Origin of the sequence: Nonomuraea sp. KM88, assembly GCF_052245635.1 — a bacterium.
Lineage (GTDB): Bacteria > Actinomycetota > Actinomycetes > Streptosporangiales > Streptosporangiaceae > Nonomuraea.
Map to the genome: position 1 here is coordinate 130,664 of NZ_JBQQCC010000017.1, position 16,003 is coordinate 146,666.

General features: G+C 70.5%; 13 protein-coding genes. 6 read left to right on the top strand and 7 right to left on the bottom strand.

The window, feature by feature from the left end; genetic code table 11:
- The first annotated feature begins 3 nt into the window (after positions 1-3).
- The 6 genes from ACTWPV_RS38340 to ACTWPV_RS38365 all read left to right on the top strand — a co-directional run bounded on the left by ACTWPV_RS38340 (position 4) and on the right by ACTWPV_RS38365 (position 7,518).
- A complete protein-coding gene (locus ACTWPV_RS38340) occupies positions 4-1,107 on the top strand; it encodes a quaternary amine ABC transporter ATP-binding protein (protein ID WP_443155531.1) in 1,104 nt (367 codons plus the stop codon).
- Complete coding sequence (locus ACTWPV_RS38345; RefSeq protein ID WP_443155532.1) at positions 1,104-3,020, top strand: ABC transporter permease; 1,917 nt, start codon at positions 1,104-1,106, stop codon at positions 3,018-3,020. Before ACTWPV_RS38340 ends, ACTWPV_RS38345 begins: the two co-directional genes overlap by 4 nt.
- Positions 3,017-3,991 carry an ABC transporter substrate-binding protein gene (locus ACTWPV_RS38350; protein ID WP_443155533.1) on the top strand — a complete coding sequence of 325 codons (975 nt, stop codon included), beginning with the start codon at positions 3,017-3,019 and terminating at the stop codon, positions 3,989-3,991. The genes ACTWPV_RS38345 and ACTWPV_RS38350 overlap by 4 nt, the downstream gene beginning before the upstream one ends.
- 52 nt (positions 3,992-4,043) lie before the next feature.
- The gene (locus ACTWPV_RS38355) at positions 4,044-4,979 is read left to right on the top strand and encodes an ABC transporter substrate-binding protein (protein ID WP_443155534.1); all 936 of its coding nucleotides are present in this window, start codon (positions 4,044-4,046) and stop codon (positions 4,977-4,979) included.
- The gene (betA, locus tag ACTWPV_RS38360) at positions 4,976-6,610 is read left to right on the top strand and encodes a choline dehydrogenase (protein WP_347649862.1); all 1,635 of its coding nucleotides are present in this window, start codon (positions 4,976-4,978) and stop codon (positions 6,608-6,610) included. The genes ACTWPV_RS38355 and betA overlap by 4 nt, the downstream gene beginning before the upstream one ends.
- A gap of 110 nt (positions 6,611-6,720) precedes the next feature.
- The gene (locus ACTWPV_RS38365; RefSeq protein ID WP_443155535.1) at positions 6,721-7,518 is read left to right on the top strand and encodes a TetR/AcrR family transcriptional regulator; all 798 of its coding nucleotides are present in this window, start codon (positions 6,721-6,723) and stop codon (positions 7,516-7,518) included.
- Positions 7,519-7,526: 8 nt separating this feature from the next.
- Here the strand turns inward: ACTWPV_RS38365 and ACTWPV_RS38370 are convergent, their stop codons facing one another.
- From ACTWPV_RS38370 to ACTWPV_RS38400, 7 genes are all read right to left on the bottom strand, one after another.
- Entirely contained in the window at positions 7,527-8,105 is a 579-nt protein-coding gene (locus ACTWPV_RS38370; protein ID WP_347649860.1) for a GTP-binding protein, read from the bottom strand.
- Positions 8,086-8,448: a DUF742 domain-containing protein gene (locus tag ACTWPV_RS38375; RefSeq protein ID WP_347649859.1), complete on the bottom strand. Its 363-nt coding sequence runs from the start codon at positions 8,446-8,448 to the stop codon at positions 8,086-8,088. Before ACTWPV_RS38375 ends, ACTWPV_RS38370 begins: the two co-directional genes overlap by 20 nt.
- Before the next feature lie 20 nt (positions 8,449-8,468).
- Positions 8,469-8,891, bottom strand: coding sequence for a roadblock/LC7 domain-containing protein (locus ACTWPV_RS38380; protein ID WP_132330743.1), 423 nt, complete (start codon positions 8,889-8,891; stop codon positions 8,469-8,471).
- 25 nt (positions 8,892-8,916) lie between these two features.
- The gene (locus ACTWPV_RS38385) at positions 8,917-11,751 is read right to left on the bottom strand and encodes a nitrate- and nitrite sensing domain-containing protein (RefSeq protein ID WP_443155536.1); all 2,835 of its coding nucleotides are present in this window, start codon (positions 11,749-11,751) and stop codon (positions 8,917-8,919) included.
- Positions 11,752-11,960: 209 nt separating this feature from the next.
- Complete coding sequence (locus ACTWPV_RS38390; protein ID WP_443155537.1) at positions 11,961-14,186, bottom strand: [protein-PII] uridylyltransferase; 2,226 nt, start codon at positions 14,184-14,186, stop codon at positions 11,961-11,963.
- A 61-nt stretch (positions 14,187-14,247) separates the two neighbouring features.
- A complete protein-coding gene (locus ACTWPV_RS38395; RefSeq protein WP_132594180.1) occupies positions 14,248-14,586 on the bottom strand; it encodes a P-II family nitrogen regulator in 339 nt (112 codons plus the stop codon).
- Positions 14,583-15,896, bottom strand: coding sequence for an ammonium transporter (locus tag ACTWPV_RS38400; protein ID WP_443155538.1), 1,314 nt, complete (start codon positions 15,894-15,896; stop codon positions 14,583-14,585). The genes ACTWPV_RS38395 and ACTWPV_RS38400 overlap by 4 nt, the downstream gene beginning before the upstream one ends.
- Positions 15,897-16,003 lie beyond the last annotated feature (107 nt).

Genomic DNA, 16,003 nt, shown 5'->3' on the forward strand with positions numbered 1-16,003 from the left:
AGAATGTCGCTAATCACCACATATGTTGAGCGACGTCATAACGAGGAGGCGAGTGTGGGCGATTCTCACAGCGCGGCCATCACCGTCGACGGCCTATGGAAGATCTTCGGGCCCAAGGCACAGAAAGTGCTGAACAGCGAGGACAGACATCTCGATCCCGCCGCGCTGAGAGAGAAGACCGGCTGCACCGCCGCGGTCAGGGACGTCGGTTTCGAGGTACGCCCCAGCGAGGTTTTCGTGGTCATGGGGCTGTCCGGCAGCGGCAAGTCCACCCTCGTACGCTGCCTCACGCGGCTCGTCGAGCCCAGCGCCGGCGAGATCACCATCGGCGGCGAGGACATCGGCCGCGCCTCGCCCGCCCGGCTCCGCGAGATCCGGCGGCACCAGGTCAGCATGGTCTTCCAGCACTTCGGCCTGCTGCCGCACCGCAAGGTGATCGACAACGTCGCCTACGGTCTGGAGATCCAGGGCACGCCGAGGGCCGCCAGGCACGAGCGGGCCGAGGAGATCCTCGCCCTGGTCGGCCTCGACGGCCACGCCGGCGCCTACCCCGACCAGCTCTCCGGAGGCATGCAGCAGCGGGTCGGGCTGGCCCGCGCGCTGGCCGTGGACCCGCAGGTGATGTTGTTCGACGAGCCGTTCAGCGCGCTCGACCCGCTGATCAGGCGCGACATGCAGGCCGAGGTCATCCGCCTGCACCGGGAAGTCGGCAAGACGATGGTGTTCATCACGCACGACCTGTCGGAGGCGCTCAAGCTGGGCGAGCGGATCGCGATCATGCGGGCGGGCTCGATCGTGCAGCTCGGCACCGCGGAGGAGCTCGTGGGCGCGCCGGCCGACGACTACGTGGCCGACTTCGTCCGTGACGTACCGAAAAGCCACGTGCTGACGCTGCGCCGGCTCTGCCGGCCCCCCGAGCCCGGCGAGTCGCTGGACGGGCCCGAGTTACCGGTCACCACGGTCATCAGGGACGCCATCGCCGCCTCCGCCGCCTCCGCCCACCCGATCAGGGCCGTGGACGGCGACGAGCTGGCAGGCGTCGTGGACCGGGTCGACCTGCTGTCCTTCCTGTCGGGCCAGGAGAGCCCCGTGCGAGCGGGCGCATGAGCAGCGCCACGGCCGCCGGCAGGCCGGCCTGGCTCGGCCTGCCGGGGTGGGCGGCCCCCGCGGGGGCGGCGGTCCTGGTCGCGGCGGCGTACCTGGCCTTCCGCGACACGGCGACGCTGCCGCACAGCAGGGAGGCGGCGCCGTTCCTGGCCGTCACCGAGCTGCGCGAGTGGATCGACGACAACAGGAACGACAACCCGCTCTTCCTGTACTTCCTCAACTACATCAGGCTGTTCGTCGGCGGGCTCTACGACGCCTTCCACACCGTCCTGTTCGCGCTCGGCTGGCCCGGACTCACGGGCGTCATGGGTGCGCTGGGCTGGTTGTCCGGCGGCCGGTGGATCGCGGCGCTCGCGGTGGGCGGCGTGAGCGCGTTCGGCCTGCTCGGCCTCTGGGAGTCGAGCGTCGACACGCTGGCCCTGGTCGCGGTGGCGGTGCTGCTGTCGCTGGCCGTCGGCATCCCGCTGGGCGTGTGGGCCGGGCTCTCCGAGCGCGTGCGCAGAGCGCTGACGCCGGTCCTCGACGTCATGCAGATCATGCCGACGTTCGCGTACCTGGCGCCGCTCGCGCTGTTCTTCCACATCGGCGCGCCCGCCGGCGCCATCGCGACGATGATCTACGCGATCCCGCCCGCCATCCGCATCACCGCCCTGGCCATCTCGGAGGTCTCCCCCACGGCGGTCGAGGCGTCCGCCTCGCTGGGAGCCACGGGCCGGCAGACGTTGTTCAAGGTCTACCTCCCGCTGGCCAGGTCCACGATGGCGCTGGCGGTCAACCAGACGATCATGATGGCGCTGTCCATGGTCGTCATCGCGAACCTGATCTCGGCACCCGGGCTGGGCGGCGACATCATCCGCGGCCTGTCGCGAGCCCAGGTCGGCATCATGCTCCCGGCGGGCGTGGCCGTGGTGATCATGGCGGTGACGCTCGACCGGATGACGATGGCCCTCTCCCGCAGGGACGCGCACGCCCGGACCTCACGGGTCGACCTGGCCGGGGCGGGAGCGCTGGCGCTGGCCGGGCTCGCGCTCATCCCCGTGTCGCCGCGCGTCTGGCCCGAGAACCTCACCCTCAACGTCGTGGCGGAGGTGAACGCCGCCGTCCGCTGGGCCGAGACGACCTGGTACCCGGTGACGACGTTCATCAGGGAAGCCACCACCCAGGCCCTGCTGAACCCGCTGCAGTCGCTGCTCACCTCGGCCCCCTGGTGGCTGGTGGCGCTCGCGGTGCTGGCGGCGGCCTGGCGGGTGAGCGGGCTGCGTCCCGCGCTGACGGCGCTGGCCTGCCTGCTGGCCATCGCGCTGCTCGGCCTGTGGGAGCACAGCATGATGACCATGAGCACGGTCGCCGTCGCGGTGCTCGTCACGCTGGCCATCGGCCTGCTGCTCGGGGTGGCCGCGGCCCGCTCGCCGCACTTCTCGGCCGTGCAGCGGCCCATCCTCGACGCCGCGCAGACCATGCCCGCGTTCGTCTACCTGCTGCCGGCCCTGGCGCTCTTCGGCACCACCAGGTTCACCGCGATCTTCGCCTCCGTCATCTACGCGGTCCCGCCGGTCGTACGCCTGGTCGAGGACGGCATCAGAGCGGTGCCCGCCACGGTCGTCGAGGCTGCCGCATCGGCGGGCTCGACCCCGGGCCAGCTGCTGTGGAAGGTGCAGCTGCCCATGGCGAGGAGGGCCATCCTGCTCGCGGCCAACCAGGGCATCGTGATGACGCTGGCCATGGTCGTCATCGGCGGCCTGGTCGGGGCGGGCGCGCTGGGCTACGACGTGGTCCTCGGGTTCTCCCAGCGGACCGACTTCGGCATGGGCTTCGTGGCCGGCATCGCCACGGTGCTCCTCGGAGTCATGCTCGACCGCATCACGCAGGGCGCCGACAGGCGCTCTTCCCCCCGAAAGAGGAAGTTCACATGAAGATTCGCCTGCTCGCAGGCCTTCTCGCCCTGGGACTCACCACGATGGGCTGCGGCGGAGCCACGGTCGACACCTCGACCAGCTCCGCCGCGCCGGAGGCCGGCGCCAGCGCCTCGGGCGCCTCCGCCGGCACGGTGAAGATCGCCATCAATCCGTGGGTCGGTTACGAGGCCAGCGCGAACGTCGTGGCGTACCTGCTGGAGAACGAGCTCGGCTACGAGGTCGAGCTGCCCGAGATCAAGGAGCAGCTGGCCTGGGAGGGCTTCGAGACCGGCGACGTCGACGTCATCATCGAGAACTGGGGCCATCCCGACCTGAAGAAGCAGTTCATCGAGGAGAAGAAGGTCGCCGTCGAGGCGGGCTCCACCGGCAACAAGGGCGTCATCGGCTGGTACATCCCCAAGTGGATGGCCGACGAGCACCCCGACATCACCGACTGGAAGAACCTCAACAAGTACGCCGAGCTGTTCAAGACCTCCGAGTCGGGCGGCAAGGGCCAGCTGCTGTTCGGCGACCCGTCGTACGTCAGCAACGAGGCCGCGCTGATCAAGAACCTCAAGCTCGACTACAAGATCGTCACCGGCGGCAGCGAGGCGGCCCTGATCAAGGGCGCCCAGCAGGCGCAGGCGCAGAAGAAGCCGCTGCTGTTCTACTTCTGGGACCCGCACTGGCTGTTCAGCCAGACCGAGCTGGTCCGGGTCAACCTGCCGCCCTACACCGAGGGTTGCGACGCCGACCCGAAGAAGGTGGCCTGCGACTACCCGGAGATGGACCTCGACAAGATCGTCAGCAAGAAGTTCGCCGACACCGGCGGCAAGGCGTACGAGTTGGTCAAGAACTTCAGCTGGACCAACGCGGACCAGAACGCCGTCGCCGACGACATGACCAACAACGGCATGACCGGCGAGGAGGCCGCCAAGAAGTGGGTCGAGGCCAACCCCGCCAAGTGGCAGGCGTGGATCCCCAAGTAGCCCCTCGACGACCCGGGTCCCGGCACGCGGGGCCCGGGCACGGAGACCTCTGATGCGAACGAAGACGCTCGTCGGGCCGCTGGTCGCGGCCCTGCTCCTGGCGGCCTGCTCCACCGGGGAGCCCGACTCGGCCACCGTGTCCAAGGGGACGGTCGCCATCGACGTCCACGCCTGGGTGGGCTACGAGGCCCAGGCTGCCGTGCTGGCGTACCTGCTGAAGCACGAGCTGGGATACGCGGTGAAGACGCGGAAGGCGGCGGAGGCGCAATCCTGGAAGGACTTCGAGTCCGGCAAGGTGGACGTGATCGTCGAGAACTGGGGGCACAACGATCTGAAGAGGGAGTTCATCGAGGAGAAGAAGGTCGCCCTGTCGGCCGGTCTCACGGGCAACAAGGGAGTGATCGGCTGGTACGTCCCCGAGTGGATGGCCAAGAAATATCCCGACATTACGGACTACCGAAACCTCAATAAATACGCACACCTCTTCCGCACCCCAAAGACGGGAAATGCCGGACAGATCCTGGACGGCGACCCGTCGTTCGTGACCAACGACGAGACACTCGTCAAGAACCTCAACCTCAACTACAAAGTCGTCTACTCGGGCAGCGAGGAGGCGTTGATCAAGGCGGCCCAGTCCGCGACGAGGAATCGGACGCCCTTGCTCATGTATTTCTACGAACCGCAATGGTTGTTCACCAAGGTCAGACTCGTCAAGGTCGCGCTGCCCCCGTACGCGGTGGGCTGCGACGAGGTCCCGGCCAAGGTCGCCTGCGACTACCCGCCCTACCTGCTCGACAAGATCGTCAGCCGGCGGTTCGCGGAGACCGGCGGGCCGGCGTACGAGCTGGTCCGCAACTTCAGCTGGACCAACGACGACCAGAACACCGTGGCCAGCGACATGATCAACGAGAAGATGACCGCCGAGCAGGCGGCCGAGCGATGGGTCGCCGAGAACAAGATCGTGTGGAAGGACTGGATTCCCCGTTGAGGTACGACTACGTCATCGTGGGCGGCGGCAGCGCGGGCTGCGCCCTGGCCAACCGGCTCAGCGCCGACCCCTCGACGTCCGTGCTGGTGCTGGAGGCGGGCAGGCCCGACTACCTGTGGGACGTGTTCATCCACATGCCCGCCGCGCTGATGTTCCCGATCGGCAGCCGCTTCTACGACTGGAAATACGAGTCCGAGCCCGAGCCGCACATGCACGGCCGCCGCGTCTACCACGCCCGAGGCAAGGTGCTGGGCGGCTCCAGCAGCATCAACGGCATGATCTTCCAGCGCGGCAACCCGCTCGACTACGAGCGCTGGGCCGCCGACCCCGGCATGGAGCGCTGGGACCACGCGCACTGCCTGCCCTACTTCAAGCGCATGGAGACCTGCCTGGCCGAGCCCGGCACCGACTTCCGCGGCGGCGACGGCCCGCTGAAGCTCGAACGCGGCCCGGCCCGCGGCCCGCTCTTCGAGGCGTTCTTCGAGGCCGTGCAGCAGGCCGGCCACCCGCTGACCGACGACGTGAACGGCTACCGCCAGGAGGGCTTCGCGGCCTTCGACCGCAACGTCCACCGCGGCCGCCGGCTCAGCGCGGCCCGCGCCTACCTGCACCCCGTACGCCGGCGGCGCAACCTCACGGTCAGAACCCGCGCGTTCGTGGAGCGCGTGCTCTTCGACGGCACCAGGGCCGTCGGCGTGCGGTGCGACGGCGAGCGCATCGAGGCGGGCGAGGTCATCCTGAGCGCCGGCGCCGTCAACACCCCCCAGCTCCTGCAACTGTCCGGGGTCGGCCCGCGCGAGCTGCTGGAGCCCCTGGGCGTGAAGATGGTGCACGACCTTCCAGGCGTGGGCGAGAACCTGCAGGACCACCTGGAGGTGTACGTCCAGCACGGCTGCAGGCAGCCGGTCTCGCAACAACCGTCGCTGGCCAGATGGCGCAGGCCCTTCATCGGCGCCGACTGGCTCTTCCGCAGGAGCGGCCCCGGCGCCACCAACCACTTCGAGGCCGGCGGCTTCATCCGCTCCAACGACGAGGTGGCGTACCCGAACCTGATGTTCCACTTCCTGCCGATCGCGGTCCGCTACGACGGCTCAGCCCCGGCCGGCGGCCACGGCTACCAGGTGCACATCGGCCCGATGTACTCCGACGCGAGGGGCTCGGTGCGGATCACGTCGGCCGATCCCCGCCAGAAGCCGGCCCTGCGCTTCAACTACCTCTCCACCGACCAGGACCGCCGCGAGTGGGTGGAGGCCGTCAGGCACGCCAGGACCATCCTGGCCCAGCCCGCCTGGGCCGGCCTCGACGCCGGCGAGCTCTCCCCCGGCCCCGCCGTGCAGAGCGACCAGCAGATCCTCGACTGGGTCGCCAGGGACGCCGAGACCGCGCTCCACCCCTCCTGCACCTGCAAGATGGGCACCGGCGAGACGGCGGTGGTGGACCCGGGGACGATGCGCGTCCACGGCCTCGACGGGCTGCGCGTGGTGGACGCCTCGGCGATGCCGTACGTCACCAACGGCAACATCTACGCCCCGGTCATGATGCTCGCGGAGAAGTCGGCCGATCTCATCCTCGGCAACACCCCGCTGCCCCCGGAGCCCGTGGAGTTCTATCGCCACCCCCGGCCGGCCTGACCCGCGCTTCCTGGCTCCGGATCGTCGGTGCGCGGGTGCGCGGCCACTACCGGTATTCCGCGGACAGGGCGCAGTGCCAGGATGACTGCCGTACGGTGTACCGTACAACGGTGACCGTCGAGTACTCGGGCAAGGGCGACCCGGCGCGCAGCCTGGCGCTGCTCTGGCGCACCGGAGAGCGGGCCAGCCGCAAGGGCAAGCCGGAGCTGAGCGTCGACCGCATCGTGCGGGCCGCCATCGAGGTGGCCGACGCGGAGGGCCTGCAGGCGCTGTCCATGCGCCGCGTGGCCGAGCGGCTGGGCGTCGGGACGATGTCGCTCTACACGTACGTGCCCGGCAAGCCGGAGTTGTTCGACGTCATGCTGGACACCGTCTACGGCGAGACCGGCAGGCCGGAGGACGTGCCCGGCGGCTGGCGGGGCCGGCTGGAGCAGATCGCCAGGGCGAACTGGGCCCTCTACCTGCGCCACCCCTGGCTGCTGCAGGTGGCGACGAGCCGCCCGGTGCTCGGCCCGAACGTCACCGCGAAGTACGACTACGAGCTGCGCGCGATCGACGGGATCGGGCTGACGGACGTGGAGATGGACTCGGTGATCACCCTGATCACCGGTTTCGTGCACGGCACCGCCCGGGGCGCGGTGGAGGCCGCGCAGGCCGAGACCCGGACGGGCATGACCGACGAGCAGTGGTGGGCCGCGCACTCGCCCTTCCTCGGCAGGATCGCCGACGTCGACCGCTATCCCACGGCGACCCGGGTGGGTCAGGCGGTGGGGGAGCAGCTCAACGCCGCCTACAGCCCCGAGCATGCCTTCGAGTTCGGCCTCCGGCGCGTGCTCGACGGCATCGAGGCGCTGGTGGACAGCCGGGCCGACGAGGGCGGTCAGGCTCCGGGCAACGCCCGCTCGTAGCGGGAGCGCTAGCGCACGGGAGCGGAGCGCAGCCGTACGACGTGCTCGACCAGCGAGATCAGCGTCGACTTGACCGCCTCGCGGTTGCGGGCGTCGGTGCGCACGATCGGCACCTGCGGCGACAGCGCCAGCGCCTCCCTCACCTCCTGGTCGGAGTGCGGGAACTGGCCCTCCCAGCCGTTGATGCCGATCAGGAAGGGCAGCTTGGCCTCTTCGAAGTAGTCGATGGCCGGGAAACTGTCGGCCAGGCGGCGCGTGTCGAGCAGCACCACCGCGCCGATGGCGCCGCGCACCAGGTCGTCCCACATGAACCAGAACCGGTGCTGCCCGGGCGTGCCGAACAGGTAGAGGATCAGGTCACGATCCAGCGACAGACGGCCGAAGTCCATCGCCACGGTCGTGGTCTGCTTGTGGGGCGTCAGGCCGAGGTCGTCGATGCCCGCGGACGCGTCGGTCATCACCGCTTCCGTCGTGAGCGGAAGGATCTCGGACACCGCCCCCACGAACGTCGTCTTGCCGACGCCGAACCCGCCCGCGACGACGATCTTGGTCGACGTGAGGCCGGGGCTAGAGCCTGCGTAGTCCACTGAGCACCCTTTCGAGCATGTTGAGGTCTGGCTGTCCCTCGCTGAGGTGCGGCCGGTGCAGGCGGACAAGCCCTTCATCGGACATGTCCGCCACGAGCACCCTGGCGACGCCCAGCGGGACACGGAGCAGGGCCGAGATCTCGGCGACCGACCGGAACGTCCTGCACAGCTGCATGATGGCCTCCTGCTCGGGGGTGAGCAGGGCCATCTCCTCGTCCGGGATCGACATCGACGAGATCAACGTCTCCATCGCGAGGTGATAGCGGGGCTCGGATCGACCGCCGGTCACCGCGTAGGGGCGGAACAAGGGCTCGTCGTCCCCGGCCCCGTCAACGCCGTACACGACCCTCTCCCATCAGTTCATCACCGCGTCCTGGCCGCCTGAAGCTCCGCGCGCAGGGCCGGGGTGAGCGCCTGTCCCGCCCTGTCCACCAGCAGCGTCATCTGATAGGCCACGAGCCCCATGTCGCAGTCGGGCGCGGCCAGCACCGTGAGCACGGAACCGTCGCTGATCGCCATGACCAGGAGCAGGCCACGCTGCATCTCGACGACGGTCTGCGTCACCGACCCGCCCTCGAAGACCCTGGACGCGCCCACGGTCAGGCTCAGCAGGCCCGCCGAGACCGCGGCGAGCTGGTCGGCCCTGTCAGGTGGGAAGCCCTCCGACGCCGCCAGGCACAGGCCGTCGGCGGAGACGACGACGGCGTGCGCCACACCTGGCGTGTTGCGGACGAAGTCGGTGATCAGCCAGTCGAAGCGATGTGCCTCATGGCTCAGGGTTGTCACGCATCCTCCCCAGCGGGACGCTCACTCACTCTTGTTCCTCCTGTCCACGTACTTCCTGGCGGGCCCGTCGCACACCTTGCTGGAAACCGGCCATCCTGCTGCGCATCCGGTCTGCGGAGACCGGTTGCGCCGGCGCCGGCCGCGACGGCTGTTGCTGCTGTGCCGCCTGGCCGGCCGCCGTGCCGGGGACCAGATTCGCCTTGGGGGTGCGCTTCGGAAGCCCGGCGGCGGTGATCCCGCCGAGACTCGGCTCGCTCGCGGCGGCCGCCGCCTGCCAGCCGGCGTCAGCGGCCGTTCGCCACGCTTCCTCCCCAGAGCGTACGGCCTGCCCCGGCGTGGCATCGCCGCCGCCCTCCGCCTGCGCCGCCTGCTCCTCCGGCGGCCTGCGGAACCAGGCCGACTCCACCGACGCGAAGATCGGCAGGAACTCCTCCTGCTCCTGCCCCACCGGCGACACGTCGACCGAGGGGACCGGGTCCGGCCTGCGCACGTCGTTCGTGGAGTACGACGGCGGCGGCGTCTGGAACGCGCCATTTCCGGATGGCGGAGAGCCCTTGCTCGGGTACGACGGGTAGGTTCCCGAGTCGAACGAGGCCGGCTGCCTGCGGTAGGAACCGCCGTCGGTGTCGGCGGTGAAGCCGTTGACACCCGCCCTGCCGGGGTCGGACGGGTGCGTCCCGAACGCCGGCCTCGGCGTCCCCGGCGCGCTGTCGTACGTGGCGGAACCGGGCCGGGGCGCTCCCGTGGCCCTGCCGTTGCCGCCCGGGCGGAAGGAGCCAGGGTCGAAGGAGTCGAAGCTGCCGAACGACCGGAACGTCCCGTTCTGGGCGGACTGACCCGCCTGGCCGGGCACCGGCACACCCGCCGGACCCGGCACGCCGGCCTGGCCTGGGGCGGCCGCCTGACCCGGCATGGTCCCGCCGCCGAACGACGGCCGCTGCGGCAGCGGCTGCTGCGCTCCGTCAGCGATCAGCGCGGGCGGCAGCAGCACCATGGCGATCAGCCCCGCGCCCTCGCCCTTCCTGAGCTGCACCCTGATGCCGTGGCGCAGCGCCAGCCGGCCGACCACGAACAGGCCCATGCGCCGGGAGACCGACACGTCCACGACCGGGGGCTCGGCCAGGCGGCGGTTGGCCTCGGCCAGTTCGTCCTCGGTCATGCTGATGCCGGCGTCGGTCACCGACACCAGCGCGCCGCCGCCCTCGATGAGGCTGCTGGTCACCGTGACCTGGGAGTTGTTCGGGGAGAACTGGATGGCGTTCTCGACCAGCTCGGCGACCAGGTGGACCAGGTCGTTGGCGGCGCTGCCGACCACCGAGGTGCCCCGGTGCACCTTGACCTGGACACGCTCGTAGCCCTCGACCTCCGACAGCGCGGCGCGTACGACGTCGACCAGCTTGGCCGGCTGGCTGCGCCGGCGGGTGGCCTCGTGGCCGGCCAGGACCAGCAGGTTCTCCGAGTTGCGGCGCATGCGGGTGGCCAGGTGGTCGAGCTTGAACAGGTCGGCCAGCCGGCCGCCGTCCTGCTCGCCCTTCTCCAGGCCGTCGATCAGCGAGATCTGCCGCTCGACCAGCGTCTGGGTCCGGCGCGAGAGGTTGACGAACATCGAGCTGATGTTGCTGCGCAGCTCGGCCTCCTCGCCCGCCAGCCGCACGGCCTGCCGGTGCACCTGGTCGAAGGCCCTGGCCACCTCGCCGATCTCGTCGTTGCCCTCGACCTCGATGGGGCGTACCTCGCCCACGGAGCCTTCGCCGCTGACGCGCAGCCGCCGTACCACGTCGGGGAGCCGGAAACCGGCGATCTCCAGGGCCTCGGTGCGCAGCCGGCGCAGCGGGCCGACCATGGACCGGGCGATGGCCACGGTGAGGAGCAGGACGAGCAGCAGCAGCGCCACGATGAGCACTCCCGCGATGACCGCGTTGCGGATCTCGGCGCTGCGCAGTTCCTGGCTGCGCAGGCCGACCTTGCCCGCCAGGTCCTCCTCGATCCCGTGGAGCACGTCGATGGTGGTCGTGTTCTGCTTGAACCACTGCTCGCGGTCGCCCGTGGCGGAGATCAGGTTCTCGGTGATCCGCGCGCCCGGCGACCGGCCGCTGACCAGCGTGATCGCGCGTGCCTTGGTGAGCTGGACGTTGACGTACTCTTCGGTGCCGGTCAGCTTCCTGGACAGGGCGAGCCCGACGTCGGGGCCGGCCTCCGCGCCGACGGCGGCGATGTCGCTCTGCTGGCGCGCGTTGGAGGCGATGAACGCCTCGACCTCGTCGGCGCCCACCCGCTGGGTGTTGTAGGAGGCCTGGATCAGCTGGACGCGCTGCCGGGAGATCTCCTCCTTGGCCGACGCGAGCGCGCTCAGCGCGCGGAACTGGCCGATGATCTGCGAGTCGTCGGACAGCAGGCTCAGCTCGTCGTGCAGCCTGAGGAGGGTGTCGGTGAGGAAGTCGTAGCGGACGGGGTCGGTCTGGCCCTCTTCCCTGATCTGCTCCAGCCGGCTCAGGTCGTATCTCGCCTGCGCGGCGGCCTTGACGATGCGGGGACCGTAGGAGGTGTCCATCGTGTCGAGGTCGGACCGCACGGCCCTGACCAGCGTGTCGACGGCGGCCTTGCGCTGCTCCAGCGGGGCGGCGAGCTTCTTGCGCACGGCGCGGCCGGCGCCCGCCCATCCGGCGGTGTCACGCTCAAGCCCGATCGCCTGCACGAGGTCGCGGATGCGCCCGGACTGCTCGGCCCCGATGGCCGTGCGGTCGTAGACGCCGATGCTCTGGACCGACTCGACCACGCGCGCTCCCCCGAGCACGACGCCGGCGATGGTGGGCACCAGGATGAGCGCGGTGAGCCGCCACCGCACGCGCCAGTTGCGCAAGCCAAAACGAGGCAGTGACCGCCGTTCGCGGTCCCGCTGCGCGGCTGGGCCGCCGCCGGAGTTCCCCGTAGTCACTGCTTCCGCTACCCCTCAATCGTCCCCTCAGTCAACAGGCCCTCAAGCCGTCCACAAGGTATCCACAGCATCCGACTTACCAGGCATTTCGGACACCATTGTTACAAAGATGTCCGCCAGTCGTGTGCTGTTGGTTATCTCAGTGCGGCAAGCACCTGATCACGGACTTGAGCCCTCTGCGCGTCGCCGCTGAGGGAGCGACCGGCGCGATCCACTACGTAGAAGACGTCCACCGCCTCCGCGCCGAGAGTCTCCACGCGGGCGGCCCTCACGTCAAGACCGCACTCGCCGAACGCCCGCCCGATGCGCCACAGCAGCCCCGGCCTGTCATGGGCTCTGACTTCCACCACGGTGGCGGTCGCGGAAGCGTCGTCCACCAACGTCACGCGGGGTGGGGCGACGGGCACGCGAGGCGGCCTCATGGAGCGTGTACGGCGGGCCAGCCGCTGCTCGATGTCAAGACGCCCAGCAAGGACGAGACGGAGATCCGCCTCCAGCGTCGCGGGGTCGGGCGGCGAGCCGTACTCGGGGATGACGGAGAACTCGATCACGGCCGTCGACCCCGCGGAGGCGGCCGAGGCGGAGCGCACGACGAGCCGGTGCGCGGCGAGCACGCCCGCGGCGCTCCACAGCAGGCCCACCCGGTCGGGAGCGACGACCGTGACCGCTCCCCCGTTGACGCGCACGGCGCCGCCGCCGTGCCGGGCGAGCGCGGCCTGCTCGGCCGAGAGCACGGGCGGCCTGGGCGGGGGCGAGCCGGCGAGCACGGACCTGACACGGCGTACGAGGTCGGCGACCAGCCCCTCCTTCCAGCCGTTCCACGCCGCCGGGCCGGTCGCGTTGCCGTCGGCGACCGCCAGCGCGGCCAGCAGGTCGAGGACCTCCCGCGTGCCGACCGTGGCCGCGACCTTCTCGATCGTGACGGGGTCGTCGAGGTCCCTGCGGGTGGCGGTCTCCGGCAGCAGCAGGTGGTGGCGGACGACGGTCGCGAGGGTGTCCACGTCGGACGGGGGCAGGCCGATGCGGGTGGCGATGTCGCGGACCACGACCTCGCCGGTCACCGAGTGGTCGCCGGGCCACCCCTTGCCGATGTCGTGCAGCAGAGCACCGATCAGCAGGAGATCGGGACGGGAGACCTCGCGGGTGTGGCTGGCGGCGTTCGCGGCGGCCTCGATCAGGTGCCGGTCGACCGTGAACCGGTGGATCGGGTTGCGCTGGGGACGGTGGCGTACGCGCTCCCAGTCAGGAAGCAGCTTGACAAGGATGCCCGCCTGGTCGAGCTCCTCCCACACGGGCACGGCGGCACGGCCCGCGCCGAGGACCGACACCAGCGCGTCGCGCGCCTCCTCGGGCCACGGCACCGGCATCGGCGGCGACTGAGCAGCCAGAACGGACACCGTGGCAGGGGCGAGCGGCAGCCCCGAGTCGGCCGCCGCGGCGGCGGCCCGCAACACCAGGACGGGGTCCTTGCGCGGGTCGATCCCCCGGGCGAGCACCACCTCGCCGCCGTGCTCGACCACGCCGTCCGCCAGCGGGCGGCGGCCCCGGGGAGCGGGGCCTGACAGGAGCCTGTCAACGGTGCGCCAGGTGGCGTCGAACGCGTGGGAGACGGTGCGGCCCGCCTCGGCGAGCCTGCGCATCAGCGCCTCGGCGTCGAGCAGGCCGAGCAGCCCGGCCACCGCGTCCTGTTCCTGCAACACCAGCCGGTCGGTGCCACGGCCGGTGACGACGTGCAGCGCGTGCCGCACGTCGAGGATGAGCTCGTACGCCTCCCGCGCCCGAGGGCCGGGTGCCGAGGCGACCCAGGCGGCGGACACGGCCTGCATGGCCTGGACGTCGCGGAGCCCGCCGCGGCCGTCCCTCAGATCGGGTTCGAGGAGGAAGGCCAGCTCGCCGCTGGCGCGGGCCCGCTGGTCGGCGGCGGCGCGCAACTCGCCGAGCCGGCGCCGGGAGTCGGCCCGCCACTCCGCGAGCACCGCCTCCCTGGCCTTGCGGGTCAGCTCGGGATCGCCCGCCACGTGCCGGGCCTGGATGAGGCCGAGCACGGCCTTCAGGTCCTGGCGGGCGACGGTCACCGCCTCCTCGACCGTGCGGACCGAATGGTCGAGGTTGACCGCCGAATCCCAGATCGGATACCAGATCCGGTCGGCGATCCTGGCGACGTCGGCCCGCCCGTTGTGCAGCAGGACGAGGTCGAGGTCGCTGCCGGGGGCCAGCTCGCCCCTGCCCAGGCTCCCGACGGCGACCAGGGAAACGTGCCGGCCGTCGCCGGCCGTACGGAAGAGATCCTTGAGCCAGCGGTCGGTGTCCGCGGCCCGCTCCTTGCGCGCCGCGGCGTACGAACGGGCCTCGCCCCTCACTCCTGCGCCCCCTTGCCGAGCTCCGCCCGGACCCCGTCGTCCGGGCGTCGCCTGGGTTTCCTCACAGGGCCTCCGGGCCCCTCTCCCCTGTGCGCACGCGGATGACGGTGTCCACGGGCACGGACCAGACCTTGCCGTCACCGATCTTGCCGGTGTGCGCGGCCTTGACGATGACGTCGATGACGTCCTCGGTGTCGTCCTCTTCGGCGAGGACCTCGATCCTGACCTTCGGCACCAGGTCGACCTGGTATTCGGCGCCGCGGTAGACCTCCGTGTGGCCGCGCTGGCGGCCGTAGCCGCTCGCCTCGCTGACCGTCATGCCCTTGATGCCGAACTGCTCGAGGGCGGCCTTGACGTCATCCAGCTTAAAGGGCTTGATGATCGCTGTGATGAGCCTCATGCGTCCACCTTCTTCGTCGCGGGAGCGGTGACGGGGCCGTTGGGCGAGCTCACGCCGGAGGCGTGCACGGTGCCGAGGTCGTAACCCGTCTCGGCGTGGGTGGTGATGTCGACGCCGGTGACCTCGTCCTCGGAGGAGATGCGGAAGCCGATGGTCTTGTGGATGATCGTGCCGATGACCCACGTGATGACAAAGGAGTAGGCGCCGACCGCGACGGGGCCGAGGACCTGCAGGCCGAGCTGCCCGAAGCCACCGCCGTAGAACAGCCCCTCGCTCTGCTGGTCCGTGGCGGGGTAGGCGGCCAGGAAGCCGAGGGCGACGGCGCCGACCACGCCACCGACCAGGTGCACGCCGACCACGTCGAGGGAGTCGTCGTAGCCGAGCCGGTACTTCAGGCCGACGGCGTAGGCGCAGCTCGCGCCGGCCAGCAGGCCGATGACCATCGCCGCCCACGGGTCGACGAAACCACAGGCCGGGGTGATGGCGACCAGACCGGCGACCGCGCCGGAGGCGGCGCCCAGGCTGGTGGCGTGCCCGTCGCGCAGCTTCTCCACGAGGAGCCAGGCACCCACGGCGACCGCGGTGGCCACCTGCGTGTTGATGAAGGCCAGCCCGGTGATGCCGTCCACGGCCAGCTCGGAGCCGGCGTTGAAGCCGAACCAGCCGAACCAGAGCAGGGCGGCGCCGAGCAGCACCAGCGTCAGGTTGTGCGGCCGCATCGGCTCCTTGCGCCAGCCCTGGCGCTTGCCGAGCACGAGAGCGAGCGCGAGCGCTGCGGCTCCGGCGTTGATGTGCACGACGGTGCCGCCGGCGAAGTCCTCGATGCCCATGGTGTTGAGCCAGCCGGTGCCCCACACCCAGTGCGCGACCGGGAAGTAGACGACCGTGGCCCAGATGGCGGTGAAGAGCATCCACGCCCCGAACTTCGCCCGGTCCGCGATCGCGCCGCTGATCAGCGCGACGGTGATGATGGCGAAGGTCATCTGGAACATGGAGAAGACGAGGCTCGGCATGCCGGTGCCGTCGTCCGCGGTGGCGGTGTCGACCAGGCTCTGCAGCCCCAGGGCGTCGAAGCCGCCGACGAAGGTGTTGAGGGCCGAGCTGGGGTTGTCGGTGAAGGCCAGCGAGTGCCCGAAGAGCATCCAGGTGACGGTGACGGTGACGATGGCGCCGAACGACATCATCATCATGTTCAGGACACTCTTGGCCCTGGTCATGCCCCCGTAGAAGAACGCGAGGCCCGGAGTCATCAACAGCACCAGTGCGGCGGCTGTGAGCATCCAGGCAGTCGTGCCGCTATCGATCTTCACGACGCGACCCTCCTTACATGTGACGTGTGGCCACAGCGTGTTCGGCCGGGGTTTCGTGGCTCGACCAGGTGTGTTTCACGTTCGTGAATCTCGCCGTACGGGTGTTT